The sequence below is a fragment of the Streptomyces sp. CNB091 genome (assembly GCF_000377965.1).
On sequence record NZ_KB898990.1, the window covers coordinates 312983 to 338118 of the forward strand.

The 25136-nt window shown below is 71.4% G+C and carries 25 protein-coding genes; 14 read left to right on the plus strand and 11 right to left on the minus strand.

Going from position 1 to position 25136, the window contains the following annotated elements:
- Nucleotide 1 precedes the first annotated feature (1 nt).
- Both D581_RS0101320 and D581_RS0101325 read left to right on the plus strand, forming a co-directional pair.
- Complete coding sequence (locus D581_RS0101320; RefSeq protein WP_018955419.1) at nucleotides 2-940, plus strand: M23 family metallopeptidase; 939 nt, start codon at nucleotides 2-4, stop codon at nucleotides 938-940.
- Between the two features lie 186 nt (nucleotides 941-1126).
- Nucleotides 1127-1954, plus strand: coding sequence for an SGNH/GDSL hydrolase family protein (locus D581_RS0101325; protein ID WP_018955420.1), 828 nt, complete (start codon nucleotides 1127-1129; stop codon nucleotides 1952-1954).
- Between the two features lie 12 nt (nucleotides 1955-1966).
- Here the strand turns inward: D581_RS0101325 and D581_RS0101330 are convergent, their stop codons facing one another.
- From D581_RS0101330 to D581_RS0101355, 6 genes are read right to left on the minus strand one after another with little or no spacing between them, the layout of a single operon-like run.
- Nucleotides 1967-2890, minus strand: coding sequence for an STM4011 family radical SAM protein (locus D581_RS0101330; protein WP_018955421.1), 924 nt, complete (start codon nucleotides 2888-2890; stop codon nucleotides 1967-1969).
- Nucleotides 2891-2897: 7 nt separating this feature from the next.
- Nucleotides 2898-4280: an STM4012 family radical SAM protein gene (locus D581_RS0101335; RefSeq protein ID WP_018955422.1), complete on the minus strand. Its 1383-nt coding sequence runs from the start codon at nucleotides 4278-4280 to the stop codon at nucleotides 2898-2900.
- Nucleotides 4277-5107 carry an STM4013/SEN3800 family hydrolase gene (locus D581_RS0101340; RefSeq protein WP_026290070.1) on the minus strand — a complete coding sequence of 277 codons (831 nt, stop codon included), beginning with the start codon at nucleotides 5105-5107 and terminating at the stop codon, nucleotides 4277-4279. The genes D581_RS0101335 and D581_RS0101340 overlap by 4 nt, the downstream gene beginning before the upstream one ends.
- Before the next feature lie 43 nt (nucleotides 5108-5150).
- Nucleotides 5151-6308, minus strand: a complete 1158-nt coding sequence (locus D581_RS0101345) for an STM4014 family protein (RefSeq protein WP_026290071.1) — start codon at nucleotides 6306-6308, stop codon at nucleotides 5151-5153.
- Nucleotides 6289-7248, minus strand: coding sequence for an STM4015 family protein (locus D581_RS0101350; protein ID WP_018955425.1), 960 nt, complete (start codon nucleotides 7246-7248; stop codon nucleotides 6289-6291). Before D581_RS0101350 ends, D581_RS0101345 begins: the two co-directional genes overlap by 20 nt.
- Nucleotides 7249-7253: 5 nt before the next feature.
- Complete coding sequence (locus D581_RS0101355; protein ID WP_018955426.1) at nucleotides 7254-8204, minus strand: STM4015 family protein; 951 nt, start codon at nucleotides 8202-8204, stop codon at nucleotides 7254-7256.
- 176 nt (nucleotides 8205-8380) lie between these two features.
- Here D581_RS0101355 and D581_RS0101360 point away from each other — a divergent pair, with 176 nt between their 5' ends.
- From D581_RS0101360 to D581_RS0101380, 5 genes are all read left to right on the plus strand, one after another.
- Nucleotides 8381-8707: a hypothetical protein gene (locus D581_RS0101360; protein WP_018955427.1), complete on the plus strand. Its 327-nt coding sequence runs from the start codon at nucleotides 8381-8383 to the stop codon at nucleotides 8705-8707.
- Between the two features lie 66 nt (nucleotides 8708-8773).
- A complete protein-coding gene (locus tag D581_RS0101365) occupies nucleotides 8774-9775 on the plus strand; it encodes a DUF6745 domain-containing protein (protein ID WP_018955428.1) in 1002 nt (333 codons plus the stop codon).
- Nucleotides 9776-10128: 353 nt separating this feature from the next.
- The gene (locus tag D581_RS0101370; RefSeq protein ID WP_018955429.1) at nucleotides 10129-10569 is read left to right on the plus strand and encodes a PPOX class F420-dependent oxidoreductase; all 441 of its coding nucleotides are present in this window, start codon (nucleotides 10129-10131) and stop codon (nucleotides 10567-10569) included.
- 104 nt (nucleotides 10570-10673) lie between these two features.
- Nucleotides 10674-11870, plus strand: coding sequence for an MBL fold metallo-hydrolase (locus tag D581_RS0101375; RefSeq protein WP_018955430.1), 1197 nt, complete (start codon nucleotides 10674-10676; stop codon nucleotides 11868-11870).
- Nucleotides 11871-12407: 537 nt separating this feature from the next.
- Nucleotides 12408-12905 carry a hypothetical protein gene (locus D581_RS0101380; RefSeq protein ID WP_018955431.1) on the plus strand — a complete coding sequence of 166 codons (498 nt, stop codon included), beginning with the start codon at nucleotides 12408-12410 and terminating at the stop codon, nucleotides 12903-12905.
- Nucleotides 12906-13254: 349 nt separating this feature from the next.
- Here D581_RS0101380 and D581_RS0101385 read toward each other — a convergent pair whose 3' ends face one another.
- The gene (locus D581_RS0101385) at nucleotides 13255-13728 is read right to left on the minus strand and encodes a hypothetical protein (protein ID WP_018955432.1); all 474 of its coding nucleotides are present in this window, start codon (nucleotides 13726-13728) and stop codon (nucleotides 13255-13257) included.
- Between the two features lie 384 nt (nucleotides 13729-14112).
- On the opposite strand from D581_RS0101385, the gene D581_RS0101390 reads away from it, so the two are divergent.
- Together D581_RS0101390 and D581_RS0101395 are read left to right on the plus strand one after the other, a co-directional pair.
- Nucleotides 14113-15342, plus strand: a complete 1230-nt coding sequence (locus D581_RS0101390) for a GNAT family N-acetyltransferase (protein WP_018955433.1) — start codon at nucleotides 14113-14115, stop codon at nucleotides 15340-15342.
- Between the two features lie 459 nt (nucleotides 15343-15801).
- Nucleotides 15802-16266, plus strand: a complete 465-nt coding sequence (locus D581_RS0101395) for a GNAT family N-acetyltransferase (RefSeq protein WP_026290072.1) — start codon at nucleotides 15802-15804, stop codon at nucleotides 16264-16266.
- Between the two features lie 187 nt (nucleotides 16267-16453).
- On the opposite strand, the gene D581_RS0101400 is transcribed toward D581_RS0101395, so the two are convergent.
- Together D581_RS0101400 and D581_RS0101405 are read right to left on the minus strand one after the other, a co-directional pair.
- Complete coding sequence (locus tag D581_RS0101400) at nucleotides 16454-17215, minus strand: MerR family transcriptional regulator (RefSeq protein WP_018955435.1); 762 nt, start codon at nucleotides 17213-17215, stop codon at nucleotides 16454-16456.
- A 145-nt stretch (nucleotides 17216-17360) separates the two neighbouring features.
- The gene (locus tag D581_RS0101405) at nucleotides 17361-17858 is read right to left on the minus strand and encodes a hypothetical protein (protein WP_018955436.1); all 498 of its coding nucleotides are present in this window, start codon (nucleotides 17856-17858) and stop codon (nucleotides 17361-17363) included.
- Nucleotides 17859-18006: 148 nt separating this feature from the next.
- Between D581_RS0101405 and D581_RS0101410 the strand changes: the two genes are divergently transcribed.
- Nucleotides 18007-18486: a hypothetical protein gene (locus D581_RS0101410; RefSeq protein WP_018955437.1), complete on the plus strand. Its 480-nt coding sequence runs from the start codon at nucleotides 18007-18009 to the stop codon at nucleotides 18484-18486.
- Nucleotides 18487-18637: 151 nt separating this feature from the next.
- Nucleotides 18638-19066 carry a pyridoxamine 5'-phosphate oxidase family protein gene (locus tag D581_RS0101415; protein WP_018955438.1) on the plus strand — a complete coding sequence of 143 codons (429 nt, stop codon included), beginning with the start codon at nucleotides 18638-18640 and terminating at the stop codon, nucleotides 19064-19066.
- A gap of 90 nt (nucleotides 19067-19156) precedes the next feature.
- Here the strand turns inward: D581_RS0101415 and D581_RS0101420 are convergent, their stop codons facing one another.
- On the minus strand, nucleotides 19157-19936 hold the full coding sequence (locus D581_RS0101420; protein WP_018955439.1) for an SDR family oxidoreductase: 780 nt from the start codon (nucleotides 19934-19936) through the stop codon (nucleotides 19157-19159).
- A gap of 172 nt (nucleotides 19937-20108) precedes the next feature.
- Here D581_RS0101420 and D581_RS0101425 point away from each other — a divergent pair, with 172 nt between their 5' ends.
- On the plus strand, nucleotides 20109-20582 hold the full coding sequence (locus D581_RS0101425) for a nuclear transport factor 2 family protein (RefSeq protein ID WP_018955440.1): 474 nt from the start codon (nucleotides 20109-20111) through the stop codon (nucleotides 20580-20582).
- A gap of 91 nt (nucleotides 20583-20673) precedes the next feature.
- Here D581_RS0101425 and D581_RS0101430 read toward each other — a convergent pair whose 3' ends face one another.
- Nucleotides 20674-22125: a glyceraldehyde-3-phosphate dehydrogenase gene (locus D581_RS0101430; protein ID WP_018955441.1), complete on the minus strand. Its 1452-nt coding sequence runs from the start codon at nucleotides 22123-22125 to the stop codon at nucleotides 20674-20676.
- Between the two features lie 423 nt (nucleotides 22126-22548).
- On the opposite strand from D581_RS0101430, the gene D581_RS0101435 reads away from it, so the two are divergent.
- Nucleotides 22549-24705: an ATP-binding protein gene (locus D581_RS0101435; protein ID WP_026290073.1), complete on the plus strand. Its 2157-nt coding sequence runs from the start codon at nucleotides 22549-22551 to the stop codon at nucleotides 24703-24705.
- Entirely contained in the window at nucleotides 24702-25136 is a 435-nt protein-coding gene (locus D581_RS0101440) for a roadblock/LC7 domain-containing protein (RefSeq protein ID WP_018955443.1), read from the plus strand. The genes D581_RS0101435 and D581_RS0101440 overlap by 4 nt, the downstream gene beginning before the upstream one ends.

Genomic DNA, 25136 nt, shown 5'->3' on the forward strand with positions numbered 1-25136 from the left:
CATGCCCGCAAAGGGTAAGCACCGTCGTCCGAAGTCCGGCCCGATCTCCCGCGGCGTCCTCGTCGCAGGGACCGGAGGCGCCGCACTCGTCCTCCCGCTCATCGGGGCCACCGTCGCGAACGCGGCGGACCAGGCCGCTCCGGCCGCGAAGTCCGCCGCCGCCTCGGTCGCCGCCGCGCACAGCGCCCCGGCCGCCGCCCCCGCCGCGTCGAAGGCCACCCCGAAGACGTACGCCGTCGTCTCCGGCGACTACCTGGCGAAGATCGCGGCCGAGCACCAGCTCAAGGGCGGGTGGGAGAAGCTGTACCAGGACAACCGCTCCACCGTCGGCGAGAACCCCGGCCTGATCCACCCGGGCATGAAGCTGACCCTCGGCGCCCAGGGCTCCGCCCCGGCCGAGAAGTCCGCGGCTCCCGAGGCCGCCCCGAAGAAGGCCGCGCCGAAGGAGGCCCCGAAGGCGGACACCGTCTCCGCCGACGACTCCGAGGGCTCCGGCAGCTCCTCGCGGACCGGCTCCTCCGAGGCCACCGGCTCCGGCTGGTCCGCCCCGCTGGCCAGCGCCAACGTCACCACCCAGTACCGGGCTTCCGGCGCCAGCTGGTCCAGCGGCTACCACACCGGCTCGGACTTCCAGGCCGCCTCCGGCACCCCCGTACTCGCCATCGGCCCGGGCACCGTGGTCTCGGCCGGCAACAGCGGCTCCTACGGCAACGAGGTCGTCATCCAGCACGAGGACGGCATGTACTCCCAGTACGCCCACCAGTCCTCGCTCAACGTCTCCGTCGGCCAGACCGTCACCGGCGGCCAGCAGATCGGCCTCTCCGGCTCCACCGGCAACTCCACCGGCCCGCACCTGCACTTCGAGGTCCGCACCGGCCCGAGCTACGGCTCGGACATCGACCCGATCGCGTACCTGCGTCAGCACGGCGTCTCTGTCTGACGTCTTCGTCCGACGGCTCCGTCCGACCGGACGCGGCGAGAAGTGATCGAGGGGCGGTGCGCGGCGGCGCACCGCCCCTCCACTTATTCCGGCTTACCAAAAACTGACCGGGTGGTCTATCTCACCACCCGTCAACCCCGTATTACGGTCGCGTAGGTCACATCGCACGATGCAGGATAAGTGCTTGTGGCAGACGATTCGAGAAACAACCAGCAGCACACCATCGGGTCGTACGCGGCGATTGGCGACAGTTTCACCGAGGGCGTCGGCGATCCCGGCCCCGACGGGACGTATCTCGGCTGGGCGGACCGCTTCGCGGTGCTCCTCGCCGACCGGCTCCCGGCCCCCGAGGGGGCGACCGGCCCCCTGGACTCCCCGCACGGGGACTTCCGCTACGCCAATCTCGCCGTACGAGGACGTCTCCTCGACCAGATCGTCGAGGAGCAGATCCCGCGCGCCAAGGAACTGGCCCCCGACCTGGTCAGCTTCTGCGCGGGCGGCAACGACATCATCCGGCCCGGCACCGACCCCGACGACCTCGCCGAGCGCTTCGAGCGGGCGGTCGCCGACCTGAGCAACGCCGTCGGCACGGTCATGGTCACCACCGGCTTCGACACCCGGGGCGTTCCGGTGCTGCGCCACATGCGCGGCAAGATCGCCACGTACAACGTCCATCTGCGGGCCATCGCCGACCGCTACCACTGCCCCGTGCTGGACCTGTGGTCGCTGCGTTCCGTGCAGGACCGGCGCGCGTGGGACAACGACCGGCTGCACCTGTCGCCCGAGGGCCACACCCGCGTGGCGCTGCGCGCCGCCCAGGTCCTCGGCCACGACGTGCCCGCCGACCCCGACCAGCCCTGGCCGCCGCAGGCCCAGCGCCGCCCCTTCGACGCACGGCGCGACAACATCCAGTGGGCCCGCGAATACCTCGTGCCCTGGATCGGCCGCCGACTGCGCGGAGAGTCCTCCGGCGACCACGTCGAGGCGAAGCGCCCGGACCTCCTGCCGCTGTAGCCGTCGAGCCGGTCAGGGCCCCAGCAGGGGAAGCGCACGCCGGGACGGGCCCGGCACCACGAGCCCGTCCGGCGGCGTGCCCCCGCCCGGGGGGTGCCCTGCCGGTATCCGCTCCAGGACACCGCCCGCGAACACGTCGTACAGCGGCAGCGACTCCAGATGCACATAGCCGATGTGGCAGTCGCACACGGCGAGCGGACAGACCCGCGGGCCGAGCGCCCGGCGGTAGCTGCCGTCGTAGAGATTGCCCAGCTCCGCCTTGACGAAGTGACAGCGCCGCACCGTGCCGTCGCCGTCCACCGAGATCACCGACTCGCCCGTCCGGCAGGGCAGCCCCGCCGAACGGTGCGGATCACGGCTGAAGGGGAACAGCGGATCCAGCTCCGTCCACCGCGCCGCCTCCTCGTCGGTGTAGGTGTGCCCCTCGGCGGCGTTCACCCAGAGATAGACCTCCTCCGGCAGCGCCGCCCGCAGCCGCCTCGCCTCGTCGAGGTGCTCGTCGAACCCCACCACGCCCACGCTGTAGCGGATCCCCTTCGCGGACAGCTCCCGGCACTTGCCCAGGAACCGCTCGTACGGTGTCTGCCCCGGGTGGTACGTGCACCAGAGCGCGATCCGCTCCGGATCGGCGTCGGCCAGCCAGTCGGTGCGGCCGCTCAGGTTCGTCTGGATCGCCACCCGCCCGACGTGCGGCAGCCGTGAAAGATCGGTCAGCGCCCGGCGGTACCAGGAGCGCACCAGGCCCTCGCCCCACGGGGTGAACAGCACGGACAGCCGGTCGCCGGTCCGCTCCGCGGCCCAGCCGGTGAACCGCTCCAGCGACTCCCGGTCCGCCGTGAGCTGCGCGCGGCTGTCCCGCCGCTTGGCGAACGGGCAGTACGGACAGTCGTAGTCGCAGGAGGCGAGCGGGCCCCGGTAGAGGATCGTCAGGTCCATGGCCCCGTCACTTCCGCTCGTACGCGGCCATCGCGGCCCGCACCCCGGGGGAGAACAGCGCGGGACCCAGCGCGTCGGAGTGGGCGAGGCCCGACGGGGACAGCCTCAGCAGACCGTCCGGCGCCGACGCGTCCAGCCAGCCACGGGCCGCGAACCCCGCCAGCTCGGCCGGGAAATCCGCGCCCGGATCCGTGCCGAACCGCGCCCGGTACTCCGCCACCGGCAGCCCCGCCGCCTGGAGAAGCGACTGCAGCAGATGCCGCCGTCGCGCCTCGTCCGCGTCGACGTACCGGCCGACCTCGGCCCGGGAGAAGTCCTCGGCGAAGGTGAACCGGTCGATGATCGACCGGATCTCCCGCATGTCCACCGCGTAGTCGAAGGAGTAGTGCAGGGCCGCCGTGTACGAACGGGCACCGCAGCCGAGGCCGATCATGCCGTCGGTCTGGCAGGCGTAGTCCTCGGGACCCTCCTGCTCCCGCGGTCCGTCGGACCGCCGGAACATCCGCATCGACACCTGCTCGTAGCCGTGCGCCAGCAGGTGGTCCCGCCCCACCGCGTACAGCCGCAGCCGCTGCTCGTCCCAGGCGGCCTGCTCCAGGGCCTCCGCCTCGGCGCCGGTGGCCGCGCCCAGGCGGTGCAGACCGGTGAGCGGGCGGACGTACAACGGATACAGATACAGCTCCTCCGGGCGCCAGGCCAGCGCCGCGTCCAGCGAGACGAGCCAGCTGCGCTCGGTCTGCCCGTCGATGCCGTAGATCAGGTCGATGTTCAGCACCGGGATCCGGGCCTCGCGGATCCGGCCGAGCGCCGCCTCCACATCGGCGCGGCGCTGCGGGCGGACGGCAGCCCGCGCCTCCTCGTCCACGAAACTCTGCACACCGATGCTGATCCGCGTCGTGCCCCGGTCGGCCAGCACCGCCAGCCGGTCCGCCGTCGCCGTGGACGGGGAGGTCTCCACCGACAGCGGCACCGAGCGCAGGTCGGCGCCCATCCGCTTCTCCGCCATGTCGCAGAGCCGCTCCAGCTCACCCGCGGTCAGGAACGTCGGCGTGCCGCCCCCGAACGCCGCCGCGGCGAACCGCACCGGCTCCTCGTCGCCCAGCGCGTCCCGCACGGCGACGGCCTGCCGCTCCAACGCGTCCAGATAGCGCGTCGTCAGCTCCTCGGGCGCGCCGATCCGGGTGAAGAGGTTGCAGAAACCGCAGCGGACCTCGCAGAACGGTATGTGGAGGTAGAGGGAGAGCGCGTCCTTGGGCTCCGCCGCCCACAGTGACCGCAGTGACGGGCGGTCTTTCAGCGGCCGGTAGGCCGTCTTGTGCGGATAGGCGTAGACGTAACTCTCGTACGGCCGGACGGCGGTGGCCGCTTCGGCGGCGACGGTGGTGGTCATCGGGCGGCCCCCGGGGCGAGCGGTGCGGGTGGTTCGAGGAAGAAGTGGGCGTACGGGACGGTCCAGACGGCCGGGTGGCCGAGCCGGTGACCGGTGTAGCCGTCGTCGCCGTAGGCCGTGCCGTGGTCCGAACAGACGATGGCGAAGCACCGGCGACGGCTGCTCGCCGCGGCGAAGAGCCGGCCGATGTGCCGGTCCACGTACTCCAGGGCCGCCGCGTGCGTGGCCCGGGAGTCACCCGCCTCACGGGTCGCCCCGGGCAGATGGAACCAGTTCGGCTGATGCAGGGCGGACACGTTGACGAAGAGGAACAGCCGCTGCTCCCGGGGGAGCGCCGCGACGACCTGCTCCGCCCTGGCCACCTGCTCCTCGAACGAGGTGGGCGAGGCGACGCCGAAGCCGGGTTCCCAGTGACTCTCCTGGAACATCCCGGGCAGCACCGAGCCGAGCGGTCCCCGGCGGTTGAAGAAGCCGACCCCGCCGACGCACACCGTGCGGTAGCCCTCGGCGGCCAGCCCCGACACCAGATCGGGCGTGTCGAACACGAACGTGCCGTCCGCCGTCGTCTCACTGCCCGCGAACCGCGCCGCGAACAACCGGGGATGCGGTCCCGGGGAGGCGGGCGTCGGCAGGAACCCGGCGAACATCGCCTGGTGCGAGGCGTAGGTGAAGCTGCCCGGAGCATGCCGCTCCTCCCAGACGCCGCCGGGCAGATGCCGGGCGAGGTTGGGGAGCCGCCCGGCGGCCGCCAGCTCGACGGCGACGTCGTGGCGCAGAGTGTCCAGGGTGACCAGCAGCAGATCGTGGCTGCCCACGACCTCGCCCATGTCGGGCCGGCCACCATCGACGGGCAGCGGGGACATGTCGGGGTCAGGAAGGGGTGACGGCACGGTGGTTCCTTGCTCGGTCCAGTACGGCGGCGACCTGCGCCGCATAGGTGTTCAGGCCCTCGGCGCCGCTGCCCGGCAGACCGGTCAGTCCGGGCAGCAGATCGCCGAAGGCGTTGACCTCGCAGACGGCGAAACGCCGCCAGCCGGCCGTGGGCAGGAGGTCGACACCCACGCAGGGCGTCCCGGGGAAGCAGGCCGCCGCCCGCTCGCACATCACCAGCGCCTCGCGCCAGCAGCCGCCGGCGGCCGCCACGGCGGCCCGGACCTCGTCGAGGTCGCCGCGCGCTCCGCCCAGATGCAGATTGGTCATGGGGCTCGTGCTCGTCCGCACCACGGCGTGCGTCGCCCGGCCGCCTACCACCACGATCCGCAGATCCGCGGCCCGACCACGCTGGGACGCCTTCGGCAGCCAGCGCTCGATGTGCAGCCCGTCCGGGGCCAGCGCGTCCACGACGGCGCCGACCTCCGCCTCCGAGGTGTAGCGCCGCACCCGCAGCGAGTTGAACAGCCGACCCGACGCGTCCCGCTCCACGGAGGTGCTCGCCCGGACCCGGCCGGGACCTGCCGTCTCCACCGCCAGCACCCCGGAGGCGGAGGAGCCGTGCGCGAGCTTCACGAACGCCCGGGGCATCCGGTGCTCGCGCAGCAACTCCCGTACGTCGGACCAGTCGCGCACCGGGGCCGCCCCCGGGCCGGACGTCGGCGAGGCGGGCACGGGGACCCCCGCGCGGTCGAGAACCCCGTGGCACAGCCGCTTGTCGAAGAGCACGGCGATGTCACCGGGGGAGCCCAGCACCTCCGCGCCGGCGGCCGAGGCCACGCCCGCCACGGCGTCCACCGCCGCCGTGAAGCGCGCGTACCACCGGGCCGAACCCTCCACCCGGGTCGGGTCGTCGACCCCGCGGAGCAGCCGCTCCACTTCGGCGTCCTCACCGGGCGAATCGATCCGTACGCTCTCGCCCGCCGCGAACACCGCCTCGCCGCGCAGCACCCGGAGCCAGGGCACCACCCGGGCCGACGGCAGCCCGGCGGAGCGCACGGCCTCCTCGAAGAAGGCGACCCGGCGGTTGTCCGGATTGCCGACGACCGCGAAGCGCGGCACCGGGCCGTCCCCGCCGCTACTCGCTGACCGCGACATAGCGTTCCGGTTCGTAGTCCTCGTCGTCCGGGTCCCCGTAGTCCTCCTCGGCCTCGCCGGCCTCGACGACGGCCGGGGCACACGCGGTCCTGACGCGGTCCAGCACCGGCTCGGTGAGGTAGTGGTGGCGCAGGTCGAGCGTGGCCAGGTGGTTCAGGGGCTGCCCGTTGAGCAGGGCCTCGCCGCCCGTGTCGCTCAGGGTGCCCATCGACAGCGCCAGGGTCTCCAACTGGGCGACGACCGGCGCGGAACCGACCGCGGCGGCGATCTCGTCCTGTATCTCGCTGTTCTGCAGCCCCAGATGGCGCAGCCGGGGGAACACGCCCCCTGACAGGACCGGCCGGACGTCGTCGACGGTGGCGTCGCCGCCGTACCACGAACTGCCGAACCACAGGTCCAGCCTTTCCAGCGCGGGCAGTTGGCTCGCGGAGACCGCCCGCACCACCTCGCCCGGCAGGCCGCCGGACTCGAAGCGCAGCGACTTCAGCGACGCATGGCGCAGGGGGCGCAGCCCCAGCCCCTCCCGGCCGCAGCCACGCACGGCGAACTCCTCCAGCAGCGGCAGTGCTTCGAGCACCGGGGTGATGTCGCACATCTGCAACCAGGAGACATGGCACTCCTCATCCGTGACGTCGGCGAGGAAGAGCCCGCGCAGCCCGGGGAAGCGGTCCGCGTGGGCGACGATCAGCTCCATCACCGGGGCGAACGGCGTGTGGCCGTCATGCCACCAGGGGCCGACGACGAGCGCCCGGACCCGGGCCGTGTCCACTGTGTCCAGGAACTCCTGCCACCAGCCGGCGAAGTCCCTGTCCTCGCCGTAGTCGCCCTCCAGCCGCCAGGCCACGGTCTCGGCGGCGGGCAGGAACCCGGACGACGGCGCCGGGGTGTGGACGGGCAGCCCGTGGAAACGGTCGAGGTGCTGAATGCCGATATACGTCATGGCGCCTACTCCGAGACGGCGGTGTAGCGGCCCTCGGCACCCCGGTCGCCCCAGGGCTCGCACTTCTCGGAGAGGTCGACCCGCACGCCGTGCGGCTCCAGGGCGGAACGGACCCGCTCCGCCATCGCATCGGTGAGGAAGTGGTGGTGGAGATCGAGGAGTTCCAGATGGGTCAGCGGCTGCCCTTCGAGGAGGGCGGCCGCGCCTTCGTCGCCCAGCGTCCCGTTCGACAGGTCGAGCACGCGCAGTTGGGCGACGACCGGAGCCGAGGCGATGGCCGAAGCGATCTCGTTCTCGATCTCGCTGTTGCGCACTCCCAGGTGGTTCAGCCGGGGGAAACGGGTGCCGGCGAGCAGCGGAGCGAGGTCGGTGAGGTCGGTGTCGCCCTCGTAGGCGGACACACCGAGCCAGAGGTCGAGCCGCTCCAGCGCGGGCAGTTCGCTGTCCAGCACACCCCGCACCACTTCGGCGGGAAGGCCGCCCGCCTGCACGGTCAGCGACCGTAGCCGGTCGTGCTTGGTCGGCGGGAACACCAGCTCGGAGCCGCCGCGCACGCCGAACTCCGTCAGCGCGGGGAAGGCGGCCAGCAGCACGGTCACGTCCGACTGCTGGATCCAGGTGATCTCGGCCTCCTCCGCCTCCAGATCCCCGACGAACACCGCCTCCAGCGAGGTGAGCCGGTCGGCGGCGGCGATCACCAGGCCGATCGGCACGGAGGAGGTCTCCTCGTACGCCTCGCCCCACTGGCCGATGACCAGGGCCCGGACGCCGGCCGGGTCGACCTTGTCCAGGAAGTCGGCGAACTCCTCCTCCCAGGGCCGGTCGTCGTCGTACGGGTCGACGGAGACGCGCCAGGCCACGGCGTGCGCGGCGGGCCGGGGGCCCCCGTCGGACGTGTGCTGGAAGTCGACGACCGGAAGGCCGCCGAACTCGTGCAGATGCTGCGCACCGTACATGGCCCTGAACTCCTGATCCTGGGGACTGCTGATGTCCGCAAGGTTTATCAAGCCGCACTGACAACGCCGCGACCGGGACCCGGCCGGGGCCGTCGCGGCGGTCCGTTGTCAGACCCTGCCCGTAGCGTTTTTCCCATGGTCGGCACAGCGGGTGCCGCGACCGAGGGGAGACGTCTGTGTACCGGCAGGGCGATGTACTGATCATGGAGTTGGAGGAGTCGGCGGTGCCCGCTCCCTTCCTGGAGGCCCCGGGGGAACTGCGTGACGGGCGGGGGCGGCTGGTGCTCGCGCTGGGAGAGGTCACCGGACACGCGCACGCCGTGCAGGGTCCCGGCCGGCTGATCCGGGAAGCGGGTCAGTTCGGCCCGATGCTGCTCCATCTCCCCGAGGGCGGGCGGGTGGTGCACGAGGAGCACGCGGTGGTCCCGCTCCCCGAGGGTTGGTTCCGCGTCGTGCGGCAGCGGGAGTACGCACCCGGCGCGATCCGCATCGTGGCGGACTGACCGCTCCGCCATGCCGGAGCAAGCACAGCTTTCCAGAACGAGCACAGCAGGGGACGGGGACAACCGATGCAGAACGTGAATTCCTGGCGGAGCGTGGCGGCGGCGACCGGCCGGGCGGACCGGGCGGCGGCCGAGGCCGGTGTGCGGCGCGCCTATCGCACCGCGGGCCTGGCCGAGCCGGACCGGATCATCTGGGCCGCATCGCCGCGGGCCGCTGTCGAGACGGTGGAGAAGCTGGCCGACGCCGGACGGTCGGTGCGCGAGGAGGTCCGCACCCGCCCATGGGCCGAGGAACGCCGCCGGATGTACGACGAGCTGGGCCCGGCGGGCTGGTCGGCGCTGTGGTCCGCCACCGGGGCCCAGCTGTGGGAGACCACGGGTGCACTCGCCGAGCGGATACGGACCGGTGTCGTCGCGGACCTGGCGCCGCGGCCCGCGGACGAGGGCGCCGTGCGGCTGGTGCTCCTGGACGCCGTGCTCGGCCAGCACGACGCCGCCTGGCTCGCCGCCTTCGACGGGCGGGGCGACCGGCTGACGGGCCTCGCGGAGGTGGCCCGCAACGCCGGCTGGTGGTGGCCCTACGAACACGCCGCGGTCATCAGCGAGCGGCCCGACGTCCTCCACCGCGACGAGGCGGGCCGGCTCGACCACGGCGAGGGACCGGCCCTCGCCTACGGGGACGGCTTCGCCCTCCACGCCTGGCGCGGCATGCCCGTTCCCGCCACGTTCCTGGCCGAGCTGTCCTCCCTCACCCCCGAGCGGATCCGCGCCGAGGAGAACGCGGAGCTGCGCCGCGTGATGCTGGAGTACTACGGCTACGACCGCTATCTCACCGAGTCGGGCGCCGAACCTGTCCACCGCGACGAGACGGGCATCCTCTGGCGGATCTCCCTCGCGGGCGACGAGGACGTGGTGATGGTCGAGGTGGTCAACTCCACCCCCGAGCCGGACGGCACGTACCGCACCTACTGGCTGCGCGTGCCGCCCGCCACCCGGACCGCGAAGGACGGGGTCGCCTGGACGTTCGGACTGGACGGAGCGGCCTACGCACCGGTGCGTCAGACCTGACCCGAGGAGCTGGTGCGCCGGGCGTTCGGGCGGGGCCGTCAGCCCGCCGCGGGAAGGATCCGTGCCGTGGGGTTTCGGCGGTCGGCGGACCGACCGGTCAGCTCCGCCCGGCCGATGCCCACCAGCCCACGTGCGGGCGCCTTCGAGTCCCCAAGGGGCTTTCGGTCTGCCCGACCGCCGCGCGCAACAGCTCCTCACGCCGCTCCGCCACGTTCAACCGGACTCCAGCCACCGGGCCACCCTCGCCCCCTGCCCCATACGCCAGGTCAGCGACGGTGGGACGGCGTCCGACGGACGCATCGGCGGACGCGGCGCACCGGAATCCTCCGGACGGCCCTGACGTTGCATCCTGCATGACGCGAATCGAACCGGCACAGGAAGCACTGCTCCGTCTCTTCGGTGAGCACGACGGCGGAGTCCTGGTCACTCTGAAACAGGACGGCCGCCCCCAGCTGTCCAACGTCAATCACGCCTTCTATCCCGAGGAGCGGGTGGTCCGGGTCTCGATCACCGAGGACCGCGCAAAGACCCGTAACCTGCGGCGCGACCCCCGGGCGAGCTACCACGTCACCAGTGACGACCGCTGGGCCTGGACCGTCGCCGACGGGACCGCCGAACTGACCCCGCCCGCCGCGGCGCCCGACGACGCCACCGTGGAGGAGCTGATCAAGCTCTACCGGGACGTCAGGGGCGAGCACCCCGACTGGGACGACTACCGGCGGGCCATGGTCGAGGACCGCAGGGTGCTGCTCACCCTGCGCATCGACCATGTCTACGGGCAACCGCGTGGCTGACGTCGCCGCCGGCCGGGCCGGTTGCCCCGTTCAGCATCTTCTGGGCTCGCCCTGTCGTACAGGCCGACCATAATGAGACGACACCGACTCCCCCAGGAGATGTTGTGACCGGCGCTGACTACCTGCTTCCGTTCCGCACGAAACTGCGCTCGATGCGCACCGAGTCCTTCGGGGCCGATCCGGCCGGAGCGCGGATGGAGCGCATCCGCCGCTCGCCTCATTTCGTCGACGGAGTGTTCCAGAACCCGGTGGGGGCGCGGACCAGGCCGTCCGGGTCCACCGTCGAGTTCGCCAAGATCTACTTCCACAAGGAGCAGCGGGCCCGCAGGACGCCGACGGGCACCGTGCCCGTCCATGCCACGACCCTCGCCGATCTGGCCGTACCCCCCGCCACCGGGCTCCGGCTGACCTGGATGGGCCATTCCAGCGTGCTGGCGGAGATCGACGGGCGGCGGATCCTGTTCGACCCGGTCTGGGGCGAGCGCTGTTCCCCGTTCCCCTTCGCCGGGCCCAAGCGCCTGCACCCCGCTCCGCTGTCGCTGGCCGCGCTCGGACCCGTCGACGTGGTCGTCATCTCCCACGACCACTACGACCACCTCGACCTGCCGACGATCCGCGCACTGGCCCGCACCGACACGGTCTTCGCCGTGCCCCTCGGCGTCGGAGCCCATCTGGAGCGCTGGGGCGTCCCCACGAGCCGGATGCGCGAGCTCGACTGGAACGAGACCGCGACCGTCGCCGGAATCAGCCTCACCGCCACCCCCGCACGCCACTTCTGCGGCCGCGGACTGCGCAACCAGCAGCACACGCTCTGGGCGTCGTGGGCCGTCGCGGGTCCGGAGCACCGGATCTACCACAGCGGGGACACCGGCTACTTCCCCGGCTTCCGGGACATCGGGGCCGAGCACGGGCCCTTCGACGCCACCATGATCCAGATCGGCGCGTACTCGGAGTACTGGCCGGACATCCACATGACCCCCGCCGAAGGCATGCGCGCCCACCTGGACCTCCAGGGCGGTCGCCCGCACGGCGTACTGCTGCCGATCCACTGGGGCACCTTCAATCTGGCCCCGCACCCCTGGGCGGAGCCGGGCGAGTGGACGAAGGACGCCGGCGAGGAGGCCGGGCAGTCGGTGGCGTTCCCCCGGCCGGGCGAGCCGTTCGAGCCGGCGGGGAAGCTGCCGACCGAGCCGTGGTGGCGTGCGGTGTCCCAGCCGATCGCGACCCCGTGGCGCCGTCCGAAGGTGACGGATGCGCCACCGGTGCATCGGGAGGAGGTCGACCTCGCGGGTGAGCGGTGATGAAGGACGAGGCTGGTCTCGAACAGCTCCCTCAGCTGTTGAGTGATCTGCCGCGCGAACAGAGGGCCGGTCCACGGGCAGCTGTGGATGCGCTCTCCTGAGGCGGACGGCCGACTGTGCCGCGACAGTGTGAGCCGCTGCCCTCCACGCAGGGGACAGCGCGGATCTCGGTGAAAACCCGCACGCTCTGATGCGCCTGAGCCGCGGCTGGGGCGCTGTGCGCGGGGCGCGTGATCGTTTACGAGTCCGCGAACAGGGTGTCCGCTGTCCGGTGCGACTCCTCCAGCGCACCGAACCTCGCCTCTGTGGCATCTATGCGTTCGAGCGCATCATGCGGGACAGTGCAAAGACCCGGCCCCCTGAGCGGCCGGTGAGACGCCTGGGTGCCGGGCCCTGAGTAGTAGCCGGGGGGTGCGGTGCCCGTTGCCCCTTCACGGGGTCCGGTCCACATTCTGTGGAGCTCTTACGGTCCGTAACCTGTCGGGGCGGGATGGCCCTTCGTGGCTCGCTGACAGGTCTGTTTGGGATCATGCCCCTATGGACTTCGACCTCGCCCCGCCGGCCGGCGTCGGCCCGTTGCGCATCGGTATGACTCGACATGCGGCCAGTACGGCGCTGGACTCGCTCAGGGATCTTTCTGAGATCTCGGAGTCCGATCGGCCGGGGCAGCACGTCTTTCGTCCCAGTGGGCTGATGATCAGCATCCACTGCGTGCGCGACATGCTTGAAGCCACCGAGTTGGGAAGGCCGTCGTCCCGGACGGACCGCGTCCTGCTCCAGGGTGTGGACGTATTCGCGCTTCCGGCCCGCGAGGTTGTCCGGCGCGTCGGGGAGTTCGCCTCGATCGTGGAGGATCCTGACGACGATGCTTCCTTCATTGCCCGGGACTTGCTGGTGAGCTTCTGGCGTCCGTTCGCAGCCGATGACGAGCCGGACGAAGAGCAGGGCTACTACTTCAGCTCGGTCCTGCTGGCTCGGCCCGGCTATGACGACACCCCTGCTCAAGCTGCGGAGCGGCTCCAGCAGAGCTCGTGACCGTTCCGTCAGGATGCCTGCAGGACTCGTTACCGCAAGAGGCCGAAGCCGATCCGGCCGTACACTTGGCAGGGCCGTGCACCCGCCTCGACCAGCTTCCGCAGCCTGGGCGCCGAGCCCTGGCAGTCCGGCATCTGGCACCGAATCGAACTACCTCGCCGTCGTCCTCCACCGACTCTGCCCTGATTCCGGATCCGCCGGGAAGAGCAGTTTTTCCAGCCTGAGCCGTACCTTGCGCGCCGTCAGAACCATCAAGCCGAACGCGAACGGTGCCGGCAGGTTCCAGACGATCTCGTGAGACCCAAGAGCCGCAGATTTACGACACGGCTACGTTGCGAGAGTCGGCGCTTCACTGCTCGTCCAGGGACGACTGCCGGGCAAGGAACTCCTCGAACGCCGCACTCTGCTTCGGATCCATGAAGCCTTGGCGGACATTGCGGGCCTTCTCCTGGAGCCAGTGAGCTTCGTCGGGGGCCAACAGCTCGGCGACCACCACGCCTTCGCGGGCAACCGCCGTACGCCCTCCCGCACGACGACGAAAGAGCGTGAACGCGCCGAATTCCTTGGGATGGGCCAGTTCCGGCTCCTCCGCCGCAGGCTGGTCCTCGTCCTCAGCTCCGCTCGTAGGGTGCGCGGTGGGGGCCCAGTGCTCCCAGAGCGCCAGCGTGGCCGCGGGCACCAGCACCGCGCGTTCCGGCTGTTCACGCCCTTCCCACATGAACGTGACAGAGACGGGTTCGCCGACCGCTTCGGCCAATCCGAGCACCCTCTCCATCTCATCGTTGATCGGGTAACCGGCCACTACATCGATCTGTATGCCCATGGAGCCTGAGGCTACTGGTCACCTCTGACATGCCGAGCCCGCAGCTCCTGCGGCTCGTCGAGAAATCTCACCGACCGAGCGCCTGCCCGCAGTAATACGGCGACGGAGAGCAATCGCTCCACACCGGGTGACGGCACGGGCGGGGGGGCCCGAGGTCCGATCGGTTGGGTTGGCCGCGAGGTGCACGGCCGACGCAGGCGCGGACACTCAGGTCGGTGGCGGAGGTGATTGCCGCTGAACCCGATCGTTGCAACTCGCCCGCGGCGGGTCTGGGACCGGCCTCGGGCCGGACCGTAATTCGTTTGCCCTGGCCGCAGGTCTGCTGCACGGTGGCCGGACATCACGAGTCGTGGTGCCCGGCATGTCGAGGAGGCAGCGGCGGCAATGGAGATTCGCCCCACGACCAATGAGGACTTCGACGTCTTCGTCGACACGGTCCATGCGGCGTTCGGGCGGTTTCCGGAGACCCCGGTCGAGGGCGGCGGGTTGTGGTGGTCGGCGCTCGAAATGGACCGCTGCCTGCTGGCCTTGACGCCGGATGGGCGGCCCGTCGGCACCGCGGCCGCGCATTCCTTCGAGCTCACGCTGCCCGGTGAAACCCTGGTACCGGCCTCCGGGGTGACCGCCGTCGGCGTGCTGCCCTCGCACCGGCGCCAGGGCGTGCTCAGCGCGATGATGCGGCATCAGCTCGCCGAATTGCGGACCCGCGGGGAGTTCCTTTCCGTGCTGCTGGCCTCCGAGGCCCAGATCTACGGCAGGTTCGGTTACGGACCGGCGACCTACACGGCACGGCTGGCGGTGCCGCGCCACAAGGCCGCCCTCGCCGCTCCCCGGGCGCGCGGAACGGCCGACGTTCCGTCGACCGGCTCGAACAACGACTCGGTCGAGGTGCTGCGTCGTGCCGAGTGCGGAGAGATCCTCGAAGAGGTCTACGACCGGTATCGCCGCGCCCAGCCCGGCGCACTGTCCCGACCGCACCGCTGGTGGGCCTTGCGCGCGGGCCAGCCGCCGGTATCGCCGGCGCCGCGCTACGTCGCCGTCCACCGGGACGCCGACGGCGTCCCGGATGGATATGCCAGCTACTCGATCGAGTCCGACACCCTGACAGTCGACGAGACCATCGTCACCGACGACGCCGTCTTCACGGCACTGGCCCGGTTCGTACTCGGACATGACCTGGTCTCCCGGATCGTGTTCAAGCACGTCCCGCCCGAACACCCGCTGCGCTGGCAGTTCGCGGACTTACGCGCCGGCGAGGTGAGCGGCGACACCGACTGGCTCTGGGTGCGGCTGCTGGACGTCCCGCGTGCACTGGCCGCGCGCGGCTGGTTCACCGACGGCGAGCTCGTCCTCGACATCGACGACCCGTTCCTCGGCGAACACGACCGCTACCTGCTGACCATCCGGGACAGAAAGGCCGACTGTGTCCCCACGGACCGGGAGCCCGAGCTGTCCCTGGACGTGCGCGACCTGGGCTCGGTCTACCTCGGCGGCACCGCCCCGAGCACGCTCGTGCGTGCCGGACACATCAAGGCTCACCGACCGGGCGCGGCCACCGTTGCTGACGCCCTCTTCCGCGCCGAGCGCTCCCCGCACTGCCTGCACTGGTTCTGACCACGCACACGCCGACCCTGGTCCGAGCACTGAAATCCCCGTGCCGCATCAAGCAACGTTTGCCCTGCGACGGCGGCACGCAGGCGCCGTCGTCGGGATGGGCTTCCGCCAGATGATGAAGCGACGGATCAGACTGCCCCGCTTCCTTGTGACCGACGTGGTCGGTGCCATCGAGGGTGAAGCAGCGCAGGGCCCGTGAACCGGTGGCAGGTCCCGGTGACACGGGCGAGGACGATGTCCCCGACTTTCGACTTCGACGGGGCGACCGGAGCAACGACCACGTGCTGCCGACTGCGTGTCAGCGGGACCAGCGAGGAGCCGCTGGGCCGGAACTTCACTGCGGCCCGTCGGCGACCCTGCCTGCCACGGCATTCCCTGCTCCTTGATCACGACGACTACCTGGTCCGCGATGGACGATCGGATGCAGGGCGGACTGCTGCGAGCTGACAACATGGCCACATGAATGCAGTGGATCCGGGCGAGTTCGGTGTGCGCCGCGCGAGTGAGTCGGAGGCGGACACGCTGATCGGGATCGACGCGATTGCGGTCGAAGGTAACGGCGAACGGCGGGCGAGCATCCGAAGGTGGTGTCGGCAGGGCCTGGCGGTCGTAGCGGAGGGTGCGTCCGGCCCGCTCGGCTATTGCGTGGTTGAGTACACGTTCTTCGAGCAGGGCTTCGTGACGATGCTGATGGTGACTCCCTCCGCCCGCGGCAGAGGCGTTGGCCATCGGTTGCTGAACGCCGCGGCAGCCTCGTGCACCACCCCGAAGCTCTTCACCTCGACGAACGTGTCCAACCAGCCGATGCAGCGGCTGCTGCAACGAAACGGATGGAGCCCGGTCGGCCTTCTCCACGGCCTCGATGAGGGAGATCCCGAGCTGTTCTACCTCTGTCGGCAGCACACCAGGACGATGCACCCGTGACCTGTTGCGCTCCCCAGCGAGTGCCGTCGAGGTCGAGGAGCCGGCCGGCCTCGGCCCCGTACCGGTGGCGCGGAGCGGTCTCGGCCTGGCTGGGGAGCGCCGGCCACGCGCGGCACGGACGCCTCCGGTCCGCGCCGCTGATGGCTGAGGGCCGCCGCCGGCTCGTCCTGCGGCGGCGCCGTCTTGGTCAGGCGAGCCGGGAAGAGGCGTACGCCTCGATGGCGGTCCGCTGGTATGCGGCCAGGCCCGGGGCGATCGCCTCGTACGCGGCGCGCCACTGCTCGTTGTCCACGCAGGAGCGCCCGATCGCACGGAACTCGTCGGCGGACACCGGGTGCAGTGCCGTGAGTGCCCGGTACTGACCTTCGATCTCGGTCTGTACGGGCTCGGCGTCTGCCGGGGAGCCGGCGGCCATGTGCTCGGCCAGCCGGATCATCAGCGCCGTGCGCTCGCGCTGCCCGGCCTCGGTCTCCGCCGGGGTCATGGTGGCGGCCCGTCGGCCGGCCTCCTCGGCGAGGCCGGGAAAGTCGCGCAGGTTCTCCTCGTACCGGGAGGGCTGAACGCCCTCGAACAGGTTCTCCGGCCGGCTGATGGCGGTCATGGCGGTACCGTCCTTTCTGGACTGCTCCAGCTCGGCGATCGTGCGGGAGACGGTCGCGGCCAGGCTGTCCAGCCGCTCCCGTTCGGTGAGCAGCCGTCGATGGTGTCCGCGCAGGGCCTCCACCGTGTCCACCTGGTCGGCGAGGACCCTGCCGATCTCCGGCAGTCCGACGTCCAACGCCCGCAGCACGAGGATCTGCTGCAGCAGCAGGAGCTGGTGCTCCTCGTAGTAGCGGTGGCCGTTGGAGCCGATCCTGGCCGGTGGCAGCAGACCGATCTCGTCGTAGTGCCGCAGGGTCCGGGCGGTCACCCCCGACATCCGGGCGACCTCGGAGATCGGCCAGTCCATCGCCACTTCCTCACTCCCTCACGAGCGCCTCACGGGGCCGGTTCCTCCGGCCCTGGTCATGACCGTAGAAGCTGCCGTTGCGGCAACTGCAAGCCCGCGTCCGCGCCGGTCGGAAGACCGGCTCGCCGGGGCGTGGCGGCCGGTTTCAGCACCGGCCCTCCTCGACGGTGATGGAGAGGCTCACCGTGATGTTCTCCAGCGCCGACTCGGGCTCCGGCGGCGACACGCTCAGACAGAACGTGGCGTCGACGTCCTTCGCCGTGACCTCGAACAGGTCGACGGACGGGTCCGGGTCCTCGTCGTAGGGGTCGTTCGCGTCGTCGACGTACACGATGCCGCCGGTCGAGGGGGCTTCGCCGCTCTCCTCCAGCGCGTCGCGGATCAGACGGTCGTAACCGCCGGTCCAGGTGCTGAAGGTGTGCCGCTCCGACTCCAGGTCCCGGACGGCCGTGTGCACGGCGTCGCGCAGCTCGCCCTCGCTCCACGAAGAACTCGCGTGGAGGTAGTACATGCCCCCGGCGGCGAACAGCAGGGATCCGATGATGAGGGCGACACCGACCGGATTATTCGGGTTGTAGACGTATCGATTTGTCCCCGAGTTCGAGCGGACGAATATCGGTTCGTCGTCATGGTCCTTGCTCATGTACGGGAGCGTAGAGCCTCCGTCTGGATCATGGATGGCTCGTCGCCGACGAGCTACGGCCCTCCGGACGGCCGTTGCGTTTTCGGCATGCACCCGACACCGCCCGCGACGCAACGATCGGCGGCCGGTGAGCGTCTCATCGGGTGTGATGGATCTTCCCGAGACCACGAACCCCGTCGACACCCAGGACGAGCACGAGCACGAGGACGAGCGCGTGCGGTCCGGCCCGCTGTGGCGTCATGCGCTGTGGGCGGCGCTCGTCACCGCCGCCGGAGTGACGCTGGGATGGTTGGGCGCCCTGTTCCGCATCGGCCCGGAGGAGTACGGCCTGCCGCCCGCCGCTCCGGGAGCGCTCTGGCCCTATCTGCTCGCCTGGGCCGTGATCGGTCTGGTGCTGGGCGCCATCCTGCGGTTCGTGGCGGCCAAGGTGCCGGTCTACTCCCCGTCGGAGGTCCTCCTCGGCACCGTCATGATCGGCACCCGGCTGTCTCTGGGGTGGCGGCCGGAGCCCCTCGAAGTCACGGGCCTCGCCGCGGCCGCGCTGCTCCTGGTGGCCGTCTGGTGCGCCGTGGCCCTGCGTGGGGCGGCCGTCGTACGACGGTCCCAGGACGCTCCCGGTGTCTCCTAGAGTCCCGCGCGCCGGACCGCGGGGTGTCTCGCGGCGGGCCGCGCGGCGCCCCGTACGACACGCCGCACACTCCGGCGCCGGTGACGGGAGACACGCCGGAGCGCGGGGCACACTGAGGCAGCCCCGGAACCCCCGTACGAAGGAGCGTGCAGTGGCACTCACCCGTGAAGAGCGCGAACAGTTCCTCGCCGAACCCCATGTCGCCGCCCTGGCCGTCGCGTCGCGGGACAGCGACCGGGCCCCGCTCAGCGTTCCCATCTGGTACCAGTACGTGCCGGGCGGCGACGTGCGCATCCTCACCGGCCGCACCTCCCGCAAGGCCGGACTGATCGACGCGGCGGGCCGGTTCACGCTCCTGGTCGACCGGCTGGAGCCGACCATCCGCTACGTCTCCGTCGAGGGGCCCGTCGTCGACACCCGCCCCGCCACGCGCGCGGACCTGGAGGAGATGTCGGCGCGCTACCTCGCGGCCGAGAAGGTCGCCGGTTACGTGGACTTCGCCTGGGAGAACCACGGCGAGCAGGTGGTGATCACCCTGCGCCCCGAGCGCTGGGTCAGCTCGGACCTCGGCCAGGTCTGAGCCTCGGCCGTGCGGCCCGCGCGGCGGGTTCTCCCGCCGGCCTCGCCCGGACGCGCCTTCGGTACCGACTCGCTTTCGCCGGAGACGAATTCACAAGGCATGCCCGCCGGCTACCTGCAGCACCTGTCCGGTGATCCACCGCGCTTGATGGGAGGCGAGGAACACGACGGCGTCGGCGATGTCCTCCGGCTCGCCCACCCGCCCCAGGGGGATGGCCCGCCGGGCCCCGTCGATCAGCGCCGCGTCCATCCAGCCGGTCTGCACGGGCCCGGGGGCCACGGCGTTGACCCTGATCCCTGAGCGTCCGAGGTCGAGCGCGGCAGCCCTGGTGAACGCCTCCAGTGCCGCTTTGGACGTGCCGTAGCCGATCTGCCCGGGGAAGGCGCGTGCGGCATCGGTGGAGATGTTCACCACGCAGGGCGACCGGTCGGCGCGGGCACGGTGGGCGAGCGCGGACGTGAGCAGCGCCGGAGCGGCGACATTGACCCGGTAGTGGCGCTCCAGACCGGACGCGGTCAACGCGTCGACGGTGTCCGGACTCTCGCAGTGGGCGGCGTTGTTGACCAGCACGTCAACGGGCCCGAGCCGGCCTTCGACCTCGTCGAACAGGCGATCCGCGGCGTCCGGGGCGGAAAGGTCGGCCGCGACGGTGATGGCGTCGCCCAGCTCCCGTACGAGATCCACCGCCTCCTCGGCCGGCGGAATCGCATGCTCCCAGCGCCTTCCCGGAGGAGGTGCCTGCTCCGGGACGTAGTGGTGCACGGCCACGCGGGCACCCTCGGCGGCGAAGGCACGACTGATCGCTCTGCCGATTCCCCCACTCCCCCCGGTCACGAGCACGATGTGTTCGGCGAGACGTGTATCGATCATTCCTCAAGCGTCGGGGACGCGTCGGCCCCCACGCAAGCCGTTTCGAACCCGATGCGTCCGGAGCGCGCTACGCCCGGCCGCTGACGGGACCGGACGGCGACGCCGCGTGAGGCTTTCCAGGGCTGCCGAAAACAAGTCGTGTGCCCCCGTGGGGCGTTGGTAGGAAGGGGTCATGGAAGCCGATGCGCTGGATCCCCTGGACCGTCTGATCGCCGAGCGAGCCTGTGAGCGGCTGGTCGTCGAGTTCGTCCGCACCCTCGATCTGGGTGAACCCGGCGACGTGGCAGAGCTGTTCACCCCCGACGGGGTCTGGGAATGGGCCGAGGGCGACCGGCGGATCGAGGGCCGGGACGCTCTGCGGGGCTACTTCGGCGGGCGTCCCGCCGACCGGCTCTCCCGTCGCCTGTGCACCAACATCCTCGTGAACCTGACGTCCGCGACGTCGGCGAGCGCGAGCACGTTCTTCACGACGTACCGCGTGGACGGCCATGCCGGCGCCATGCTTCCGCCGCGCCTTCCCGTCCAGGTCGGACACTACGAGGACACCTTCCGAAAGGTCGACGGACGGTGGCTCCTCGCCGAGCGGGCCACGTTCCTCGACTTCGGAGGGCCGACCGAACGGCTGGAGCCGGCCGCCCCGGGCTGAGGCGGCCATCGGCCCGCGCCGCTCACCTGCCCGGTGCCCGGCAGGAGGCCTGCCGGGCACCGGGGACGTACGCGCACGAGGCGTTCCGGGGTCAGACCGCCGGGGCCGGGGCCGGGTACGTCGGGTACTCCACTCCGGAGACGTGCTGGACGACCCGGATGACCTGGCACGAGTAGCCGAACTCGTTGTCGTACCAGAGGTAGAGGATCGCGTTGTCGCCGTCGACCTTGGTGGCGCCGGCGTCGACGATCGAGGCGTGGCGCGAGCCGATGAAGTCGCTGGAGACCGCGTCGGGCGCGCTGATGAAGTCGATCTGACGCTTGAGCGGCGAGGTCAGCGACACGTTGCGGAGGTAGTCGAGGACCTCTTCACGGGTGGTCTCGCGCTCCAGCCGCAGGCTGAGGATCGCGATCGAGACGTCCGGCACCGGGACGCGGATGGAGCTGCCGGTGATCGGGGCGTCGAGGTCGGGCAGCGCCTTCGCCACGGCCGAGGCGGCACCGGTCTCGGTGATGACCATGTTGAGCGCCGCCGAACGGCCACGGCGGTCGGAGCTGTGGTAATTGTCCAGCAGGTTCTGGTCGTTGGTGTACGAGTGGACGGTCTCCACGTGCCCGCGCAGCACGCCGTACTCGTCCGCCATCGCCTTCAGCGGCGGCACGATCGCGTTGGTCGTGCAGGACGCGCAGGACAGGATCCGCTCGTCCGGCTTGATCGTGTCGTGGTTGACGCCGTGTACGATGTTCGGGACGTCGCCCTTGCCGGGTGCGGTCAGCACGACCTTGGCGATGCCCGCCCGCAGGTGCTTGGAGAGGCCCTCACGGTCGCGCCACCTGCCGGTGTTGTCGATCAGGATGGCGTCCTTGATGCCGTACGCCGTGTAGTCGACCGCCGTCGGGTCGTCGGAGTAGATCACCTGGATCTCGTTGCCGTTGGCGATGATCTTGCTGTTCGCCTCGTCGACGGTGATCGTGCCCTGGAACTGGCCGTGGATCGAGTCGCGTCGCAGCAGCGAGGCGCGCTTGACGATGTCCTGGCCGGAACCCTTGCGGACGACGATGGCCCGCAGGCGCAGGCCGTTGCCCGAGCCGGCCTTCTCGATGAGCAGGCGGGCCAGGAGCCGGCCGATGCGGCCGAAGCCGTAGAGCACCACGTCACGCGAGGCGCGGCGCTCGATCTTGTTGTCGCCCGTCGCCCCGGCGACGGCCTCCGCGGTGAACTCCTCGACGGAGAGTCCGCGCCCGTCGGCCCGGTACGTCGCGGCCAGCATGCCTATGTCGATCTGGGAGGGGCCGAGATCGAGCGTCGTCAGAGCCTTCAGGAACGGCATCGTCTCGGTGACCGAGAGCTCCTCGCCCGCGATCTGCCGGGCGAAGCGGTGCGTCTTGAGGATGCTGACCACCGACTTGTTCACCAGGGAGCGGCTGTGCAGCAGGACATTGACGTCCTGCTCGCGGTGCAGCTTCCCGATGATCGGGATCATCGACTCCGCGATCTCCTCGCGGTGCATCCAGTTGGTGAACGAGTCGTCATTGACAGTCACAAGTTTATCTTTCGAGCTAGGCGGCGCTCATATGGTAACCGGCCGCGTCCTCGCCCCATCGGGTGGTCCCCTGCCTGCGGGTAAACCCCGCGCAGGCACCCGTCGGGCGGCCCCGGCGGGCCTGAAGTGTCCAGCATCTGGGCGGCCTGGCGACGTCTCGGGACGCATCGGGGCCAAGGCGGCGCAATCGGGCGCGCGTGCGAGACGTCATACCAGAGTGGGACGGATGGCGGGCAAGTTCGACAACTGCCCGTCGCGCATACGTCATTGACGACTACCGTGTGTGCCCGGTGATCAACGGTGGGCTCATGACGTTCGGGCCTGCCCGACCGATGACCCGCGCCTGACCGACCACCGTAGGGGCCACCGCATGGACGCCGGCACGACCGCCGATCCCCGGTGCCCCCTGTACCGAGGACGCTGATGTCTCAACTTCGCGCACCCGACGCGCGACCGGACCGCCGTGAAGGCGGGCGGCACGGCCGCCCCGGCACGCGCGCCCACTCGGCCACTACCAGGCCGCGCGCCGCAGGGCCTCCCCCCGACGCCCGCATACGGCCCCAGCTGCTGCGGACCGCACTGCTCCCCGCCATCGCCGCCGTGCTCAGCGGCGCCGCGGCCGTCATCTTCACCGTCCGCGCGGGCGCCGTCGACGCCTCGTCCAGCCTCTGGGCGGCACTCGGCGGATCCGGCGCGCTCGCCGTCGCAGCCGTCGCGGCCGCCTACCTCGGCGCCAACCGCGTCGCGGGCCAGGTGCTCGACCGGGCCCTCGCGCTCCGGCGCGCCAGCGCCCAGGGCCAGGCCGAGCTGCAACGGGTGATGGAACAGCTGCGCAACGGGGAAGCCGTCGCCGCCCGGCCGCCCGCGCAGCCCCCCGCGCCCGGGGCCGACGCCTTCGACCTGCTCGGACAGGAGATGGCGCGGGCCCAGGAAGCCGCCCTCGCCGCCGTCGTCCAGGCGTCCCAGCTCTTCAGCAGCACCGGCAACGACCAGAAGGTCGAGGTCTTCGTCAACCTCGCGCGACGGCTGCAATCCCTCGTCCACCGCGAGATCCAGATCCTCGACGAGCTGGAGCACGAGGTCGAGGACCCCGACCTCCTCAAGGGACTCTTCCACGTCGACCATCTCGCCACCCGGATCCGCCGCCACGCGGAGAACCTCGCCGTGCTCGGCGGGGCCGTCTCCCGGCGGCAGTGGAGCAACCCGGTCACCATGACCGAGGTGCTCCGCTCGGCCATCGCCGAGGTCGAGCAGTACCCCCGGGTCAAGCTGGTACCGCCGATGGAGGGCACCCTGCGCGGCCACGCCGTCGCCGACGTGATCCACCTGCTGGCCGAGCTGGTCGAGAACGCCACGGTGTTCTCCGCCCCGCACACCCAGGTCCTGCTGCGCGTCCAGCACGTCACGGCCGGCCTCGCCCTGGAGGTGGAGGACCGCGGTCTGGGAATGCCGGACCACGAGCAGAAGCGGATGAACGCCCTGCTCTCCGACCCCGACCAGGTCAACGTCGCCCACCTGCTCCAGGACGGCCGGATCGGGCTGTTCGTCGTCTCGGCCCTGGCCCGCCGCCACGGCATCGCAGTCCGCCTCCAGAGCAACATCTACGGCGGTACGCAGGCGGTGCTGGTACTCCCGCAGTCGCTGCTCGGGACCGACCCCGACGCTCCGCGGTCGCCCGACGCCGTGCCCGTGCCGCCCCCCGGCGCCGTGCACCGGCCCCCCGTGGAGGCCCAGCCCCCCGCCGCCCCGCCGCAGAGCGGTACGGCCCGGCCTTCGCATCCGGCCCGGGCGTCCACGGACGGAGCGCACCAGAGGCCCGGCCAAGGGCAGAACGGCAGCCCGTATTCGGCGGCCGGCGATCACCCGCCGAACGGTCGCCCGCAGCCGCCCGCGGGCGACGCACCGCCCCTCCCGCTGCGCGCCGAACGCGTCGACCGGCCCACGCCCCACGCCTCCCCGCCCGAGCACGACGGCCGGCGCGCCCCGGCGGCCGCCCAGGAGCGCGACGACCGTCCGGCTCCGTCCCGCTCCCGGCCCGAACTGCCCAAGCGGACGAACCAGGAGTCTCTCGTCCCGCAGTTGCGCGAGGCGCCCGCCCCCCGCGTCGAGGACGAACACGCCCTGCACGACCCGGGTCTCATGGCGGCCTTCCGGCGCGGCGTCGATCTCGCCGAGGCCCGGACCGCCCAGGAAGAGAGCCCCGGCGGCGGATACGCGGGCCCCGGCGACACGGGGACCGGGGGACAGACCGCCCTCGACGCCCCGCTGGAGTCCCTCTCGCCCCTACCCGTACGCGGAGCCACCGCCCCGCGCGACCTCCCCGGCCCGGCCGACGCGTCACGGGCTGACCACGCACTGCCCGCTGCCGGTCTGCCCATGCCGGACGGCCACCCGCCCGACGCGTACCCGCCCGACGCGTACCCGCACGACAGCCCCGCGTACCGGCGCGACACCTACGCCGAGAGCGCCCACAACCGCGCTCCGGGCGAGCCCGGAGCGTCCGCGTCCGCCCCCTTCCTGCCGGGCCGGGTCGTCCCGGAACCCCGAAAAGACGCCACCTTCAAGGAGCAGACACCATGACGACCGAAATGCCGTCCGGTCAGGTCTCGGACCTGGACTGGCTGCTGAGCGGACTGGTCCAACGCGTGCCCTACACACGCAGCGCGGTCCTGCTCTCCGCCGACGGGCTGGTGAAATCCGTGCACGGCATGGACCCCGACAGTGCCGACCACATGGCGGCCCTGGCCGCCGGCCTCTACTCGCTGGGGCGCAGTGCCGGGGCCCGCTTCGGCGACAACGGGGACGTACGGCAGGTGGTCGTCGAGCTGGACTCCACCCTTCTGTTCGTCTCCACCGCCGGATCCGGCACCTGTCTCGCCGTCCTCTCGGGACGCGAGGCGGACGCCGCGGTGCTCGGCTACGAGATGGCGATGCTGGTCAAGAGTGTCCGCCCCTATCTGGCGACCCCGCCGCGGCAGCCGACCGGGTCGCCGTTCACCCCGGGGCACTGA

Coding starts and splice junctions, on each gene's coding strand:
- D581_RS0101355 (WP_018955426.1), bottom strand. CDS start 8,204: ATGTACGGTGCGCAGCATCTGCACGAGTTCGGCGGCCTTCCGGTCGTC.
- D581_RS0101405 (WP_018955436.1), bottom strand. CDS start 17,858: ATGAGCAAGGACCATGACGACGAACCGATATTCGTCCGCTCGAACTCG.
- D581_RS0101345 (WP_026290071.1), bottom strand. CDS start 6,308: ATGTCGCGGTCAGCGAGTAGCGGCGGGGACGGCCCGGTGCCGCGCTTC.
- D581_RS0101330 (WP_018955421.1), bottom strand. CDS start 2,890: ATGGACCTGACGATCCTCTACCGGGGCCCGCTCGCCTCCTGCGACTAC.
- D581_RS0101400 (WP_018955435.1), bottom strand. CDS start 17,215: ATGGACTGGCCGATCTCCGAGGTCGCCCGGATGTCGGGGGTGACCGCC.
- D581_RS0101380 (WP_018955431.1), top strand. CDS start 12,408: ATGGACTTCGACCTCGCCCCGCCGGCCGGCGTCGGCCCGTTGCGCATC.
- D581_RS0101435 (WP_026290073.1), top strand. CDS start 22,549: ATGTCTCAACTTCGCGCACCCGACGCGCGACCGGACCGCCGTGAAGGC.
- D581_RS0101395 (WP_026290072.1), top strand. CDS start 15,802: ATGAATGCAGTGGATCCGGGCGAGTTCGGTGTGCGCCGCGCGAGTGAG.
- D581_RS0101410 (WP_018955437.1), top strand. CDS start 18,007: ATGGATCTTCCCGAGACCACGAACCCCGTCGACACCCAGGACGAGCAC.
- D581_RS0101440 (WP_018955443.1), top strand. CDS start 24,702: ATGACGACCGAAATGCCGTCCGGTCAGGTCTCGGACCTGGACTGGCTG.
- D581_RS0101350 (WP_018955425.1), bottom strand. CDS start 7,248: ATGACGTATATCGGCATTCAGCACCTCGACCGTTTCCACGGGCTGCCC.
- D581_RS0101340 (WP_026290070.1), bottom strand. CDS start 5,107: ATGGGCGAGGTCGTGGGCAGCCACGATCTGCTGCTGGTCACCCTGGAC.
- D581_RS0101385 (WP_018955432.1), bottom strand. CDS start 13,728: ATGGGCATACAGATCGATGTAGTGGCCGGTTACCCGATCAACGATGAG.
- D581_RS0101365 (WP_018955428.1), top strand. CDS start 8,774: ATGCAGAACGTGAATTCCTGGCGGAGCGTGGCGGCGGCGACCGGCCGG.
- D581_RS0101370 (WP_018955429.1), top strand. CDS start 10,129: ATGACGCGAATCGAACCGGCACAGGAAGCACTGCTCCGTCTCTTCGGT.
- D581_RS0101425 (WP_018955440.1), top strand. CDS start 20,109: ATGGAAGCCGATGCGCTGGATCCCCTGGACCGTCTGATCGCCGAGCGA.
- D581_RS0101390 (WP_018955433.1), top strand. CDS start 14,113: ATGGAGATTCGCCCCACGACCAATGAGGACTTCGACGTCTTCGTCGAC.
- D581_RS0101420 (WP_018955439.1), bottom strand. CDS start 19,936: ATGATCGATACACGTCTCGCCGAACACATCGTGCTCGTGACCGGGGGG.
- D581_RS0101335 (WP_018955422.1), bottom strand. CDS start 4,280: ATGACCACCACCGTCGCCGCCGAAGCGGCCACCGCCGTCCGGCCGTAC.
- D581_RS0101320 (WP_018955419.1), top strand. CDS start 2: ATGCCCGCAAAGGGTAAGCACCGTCGTCCGAAGTCCGGCCCGATCTCC.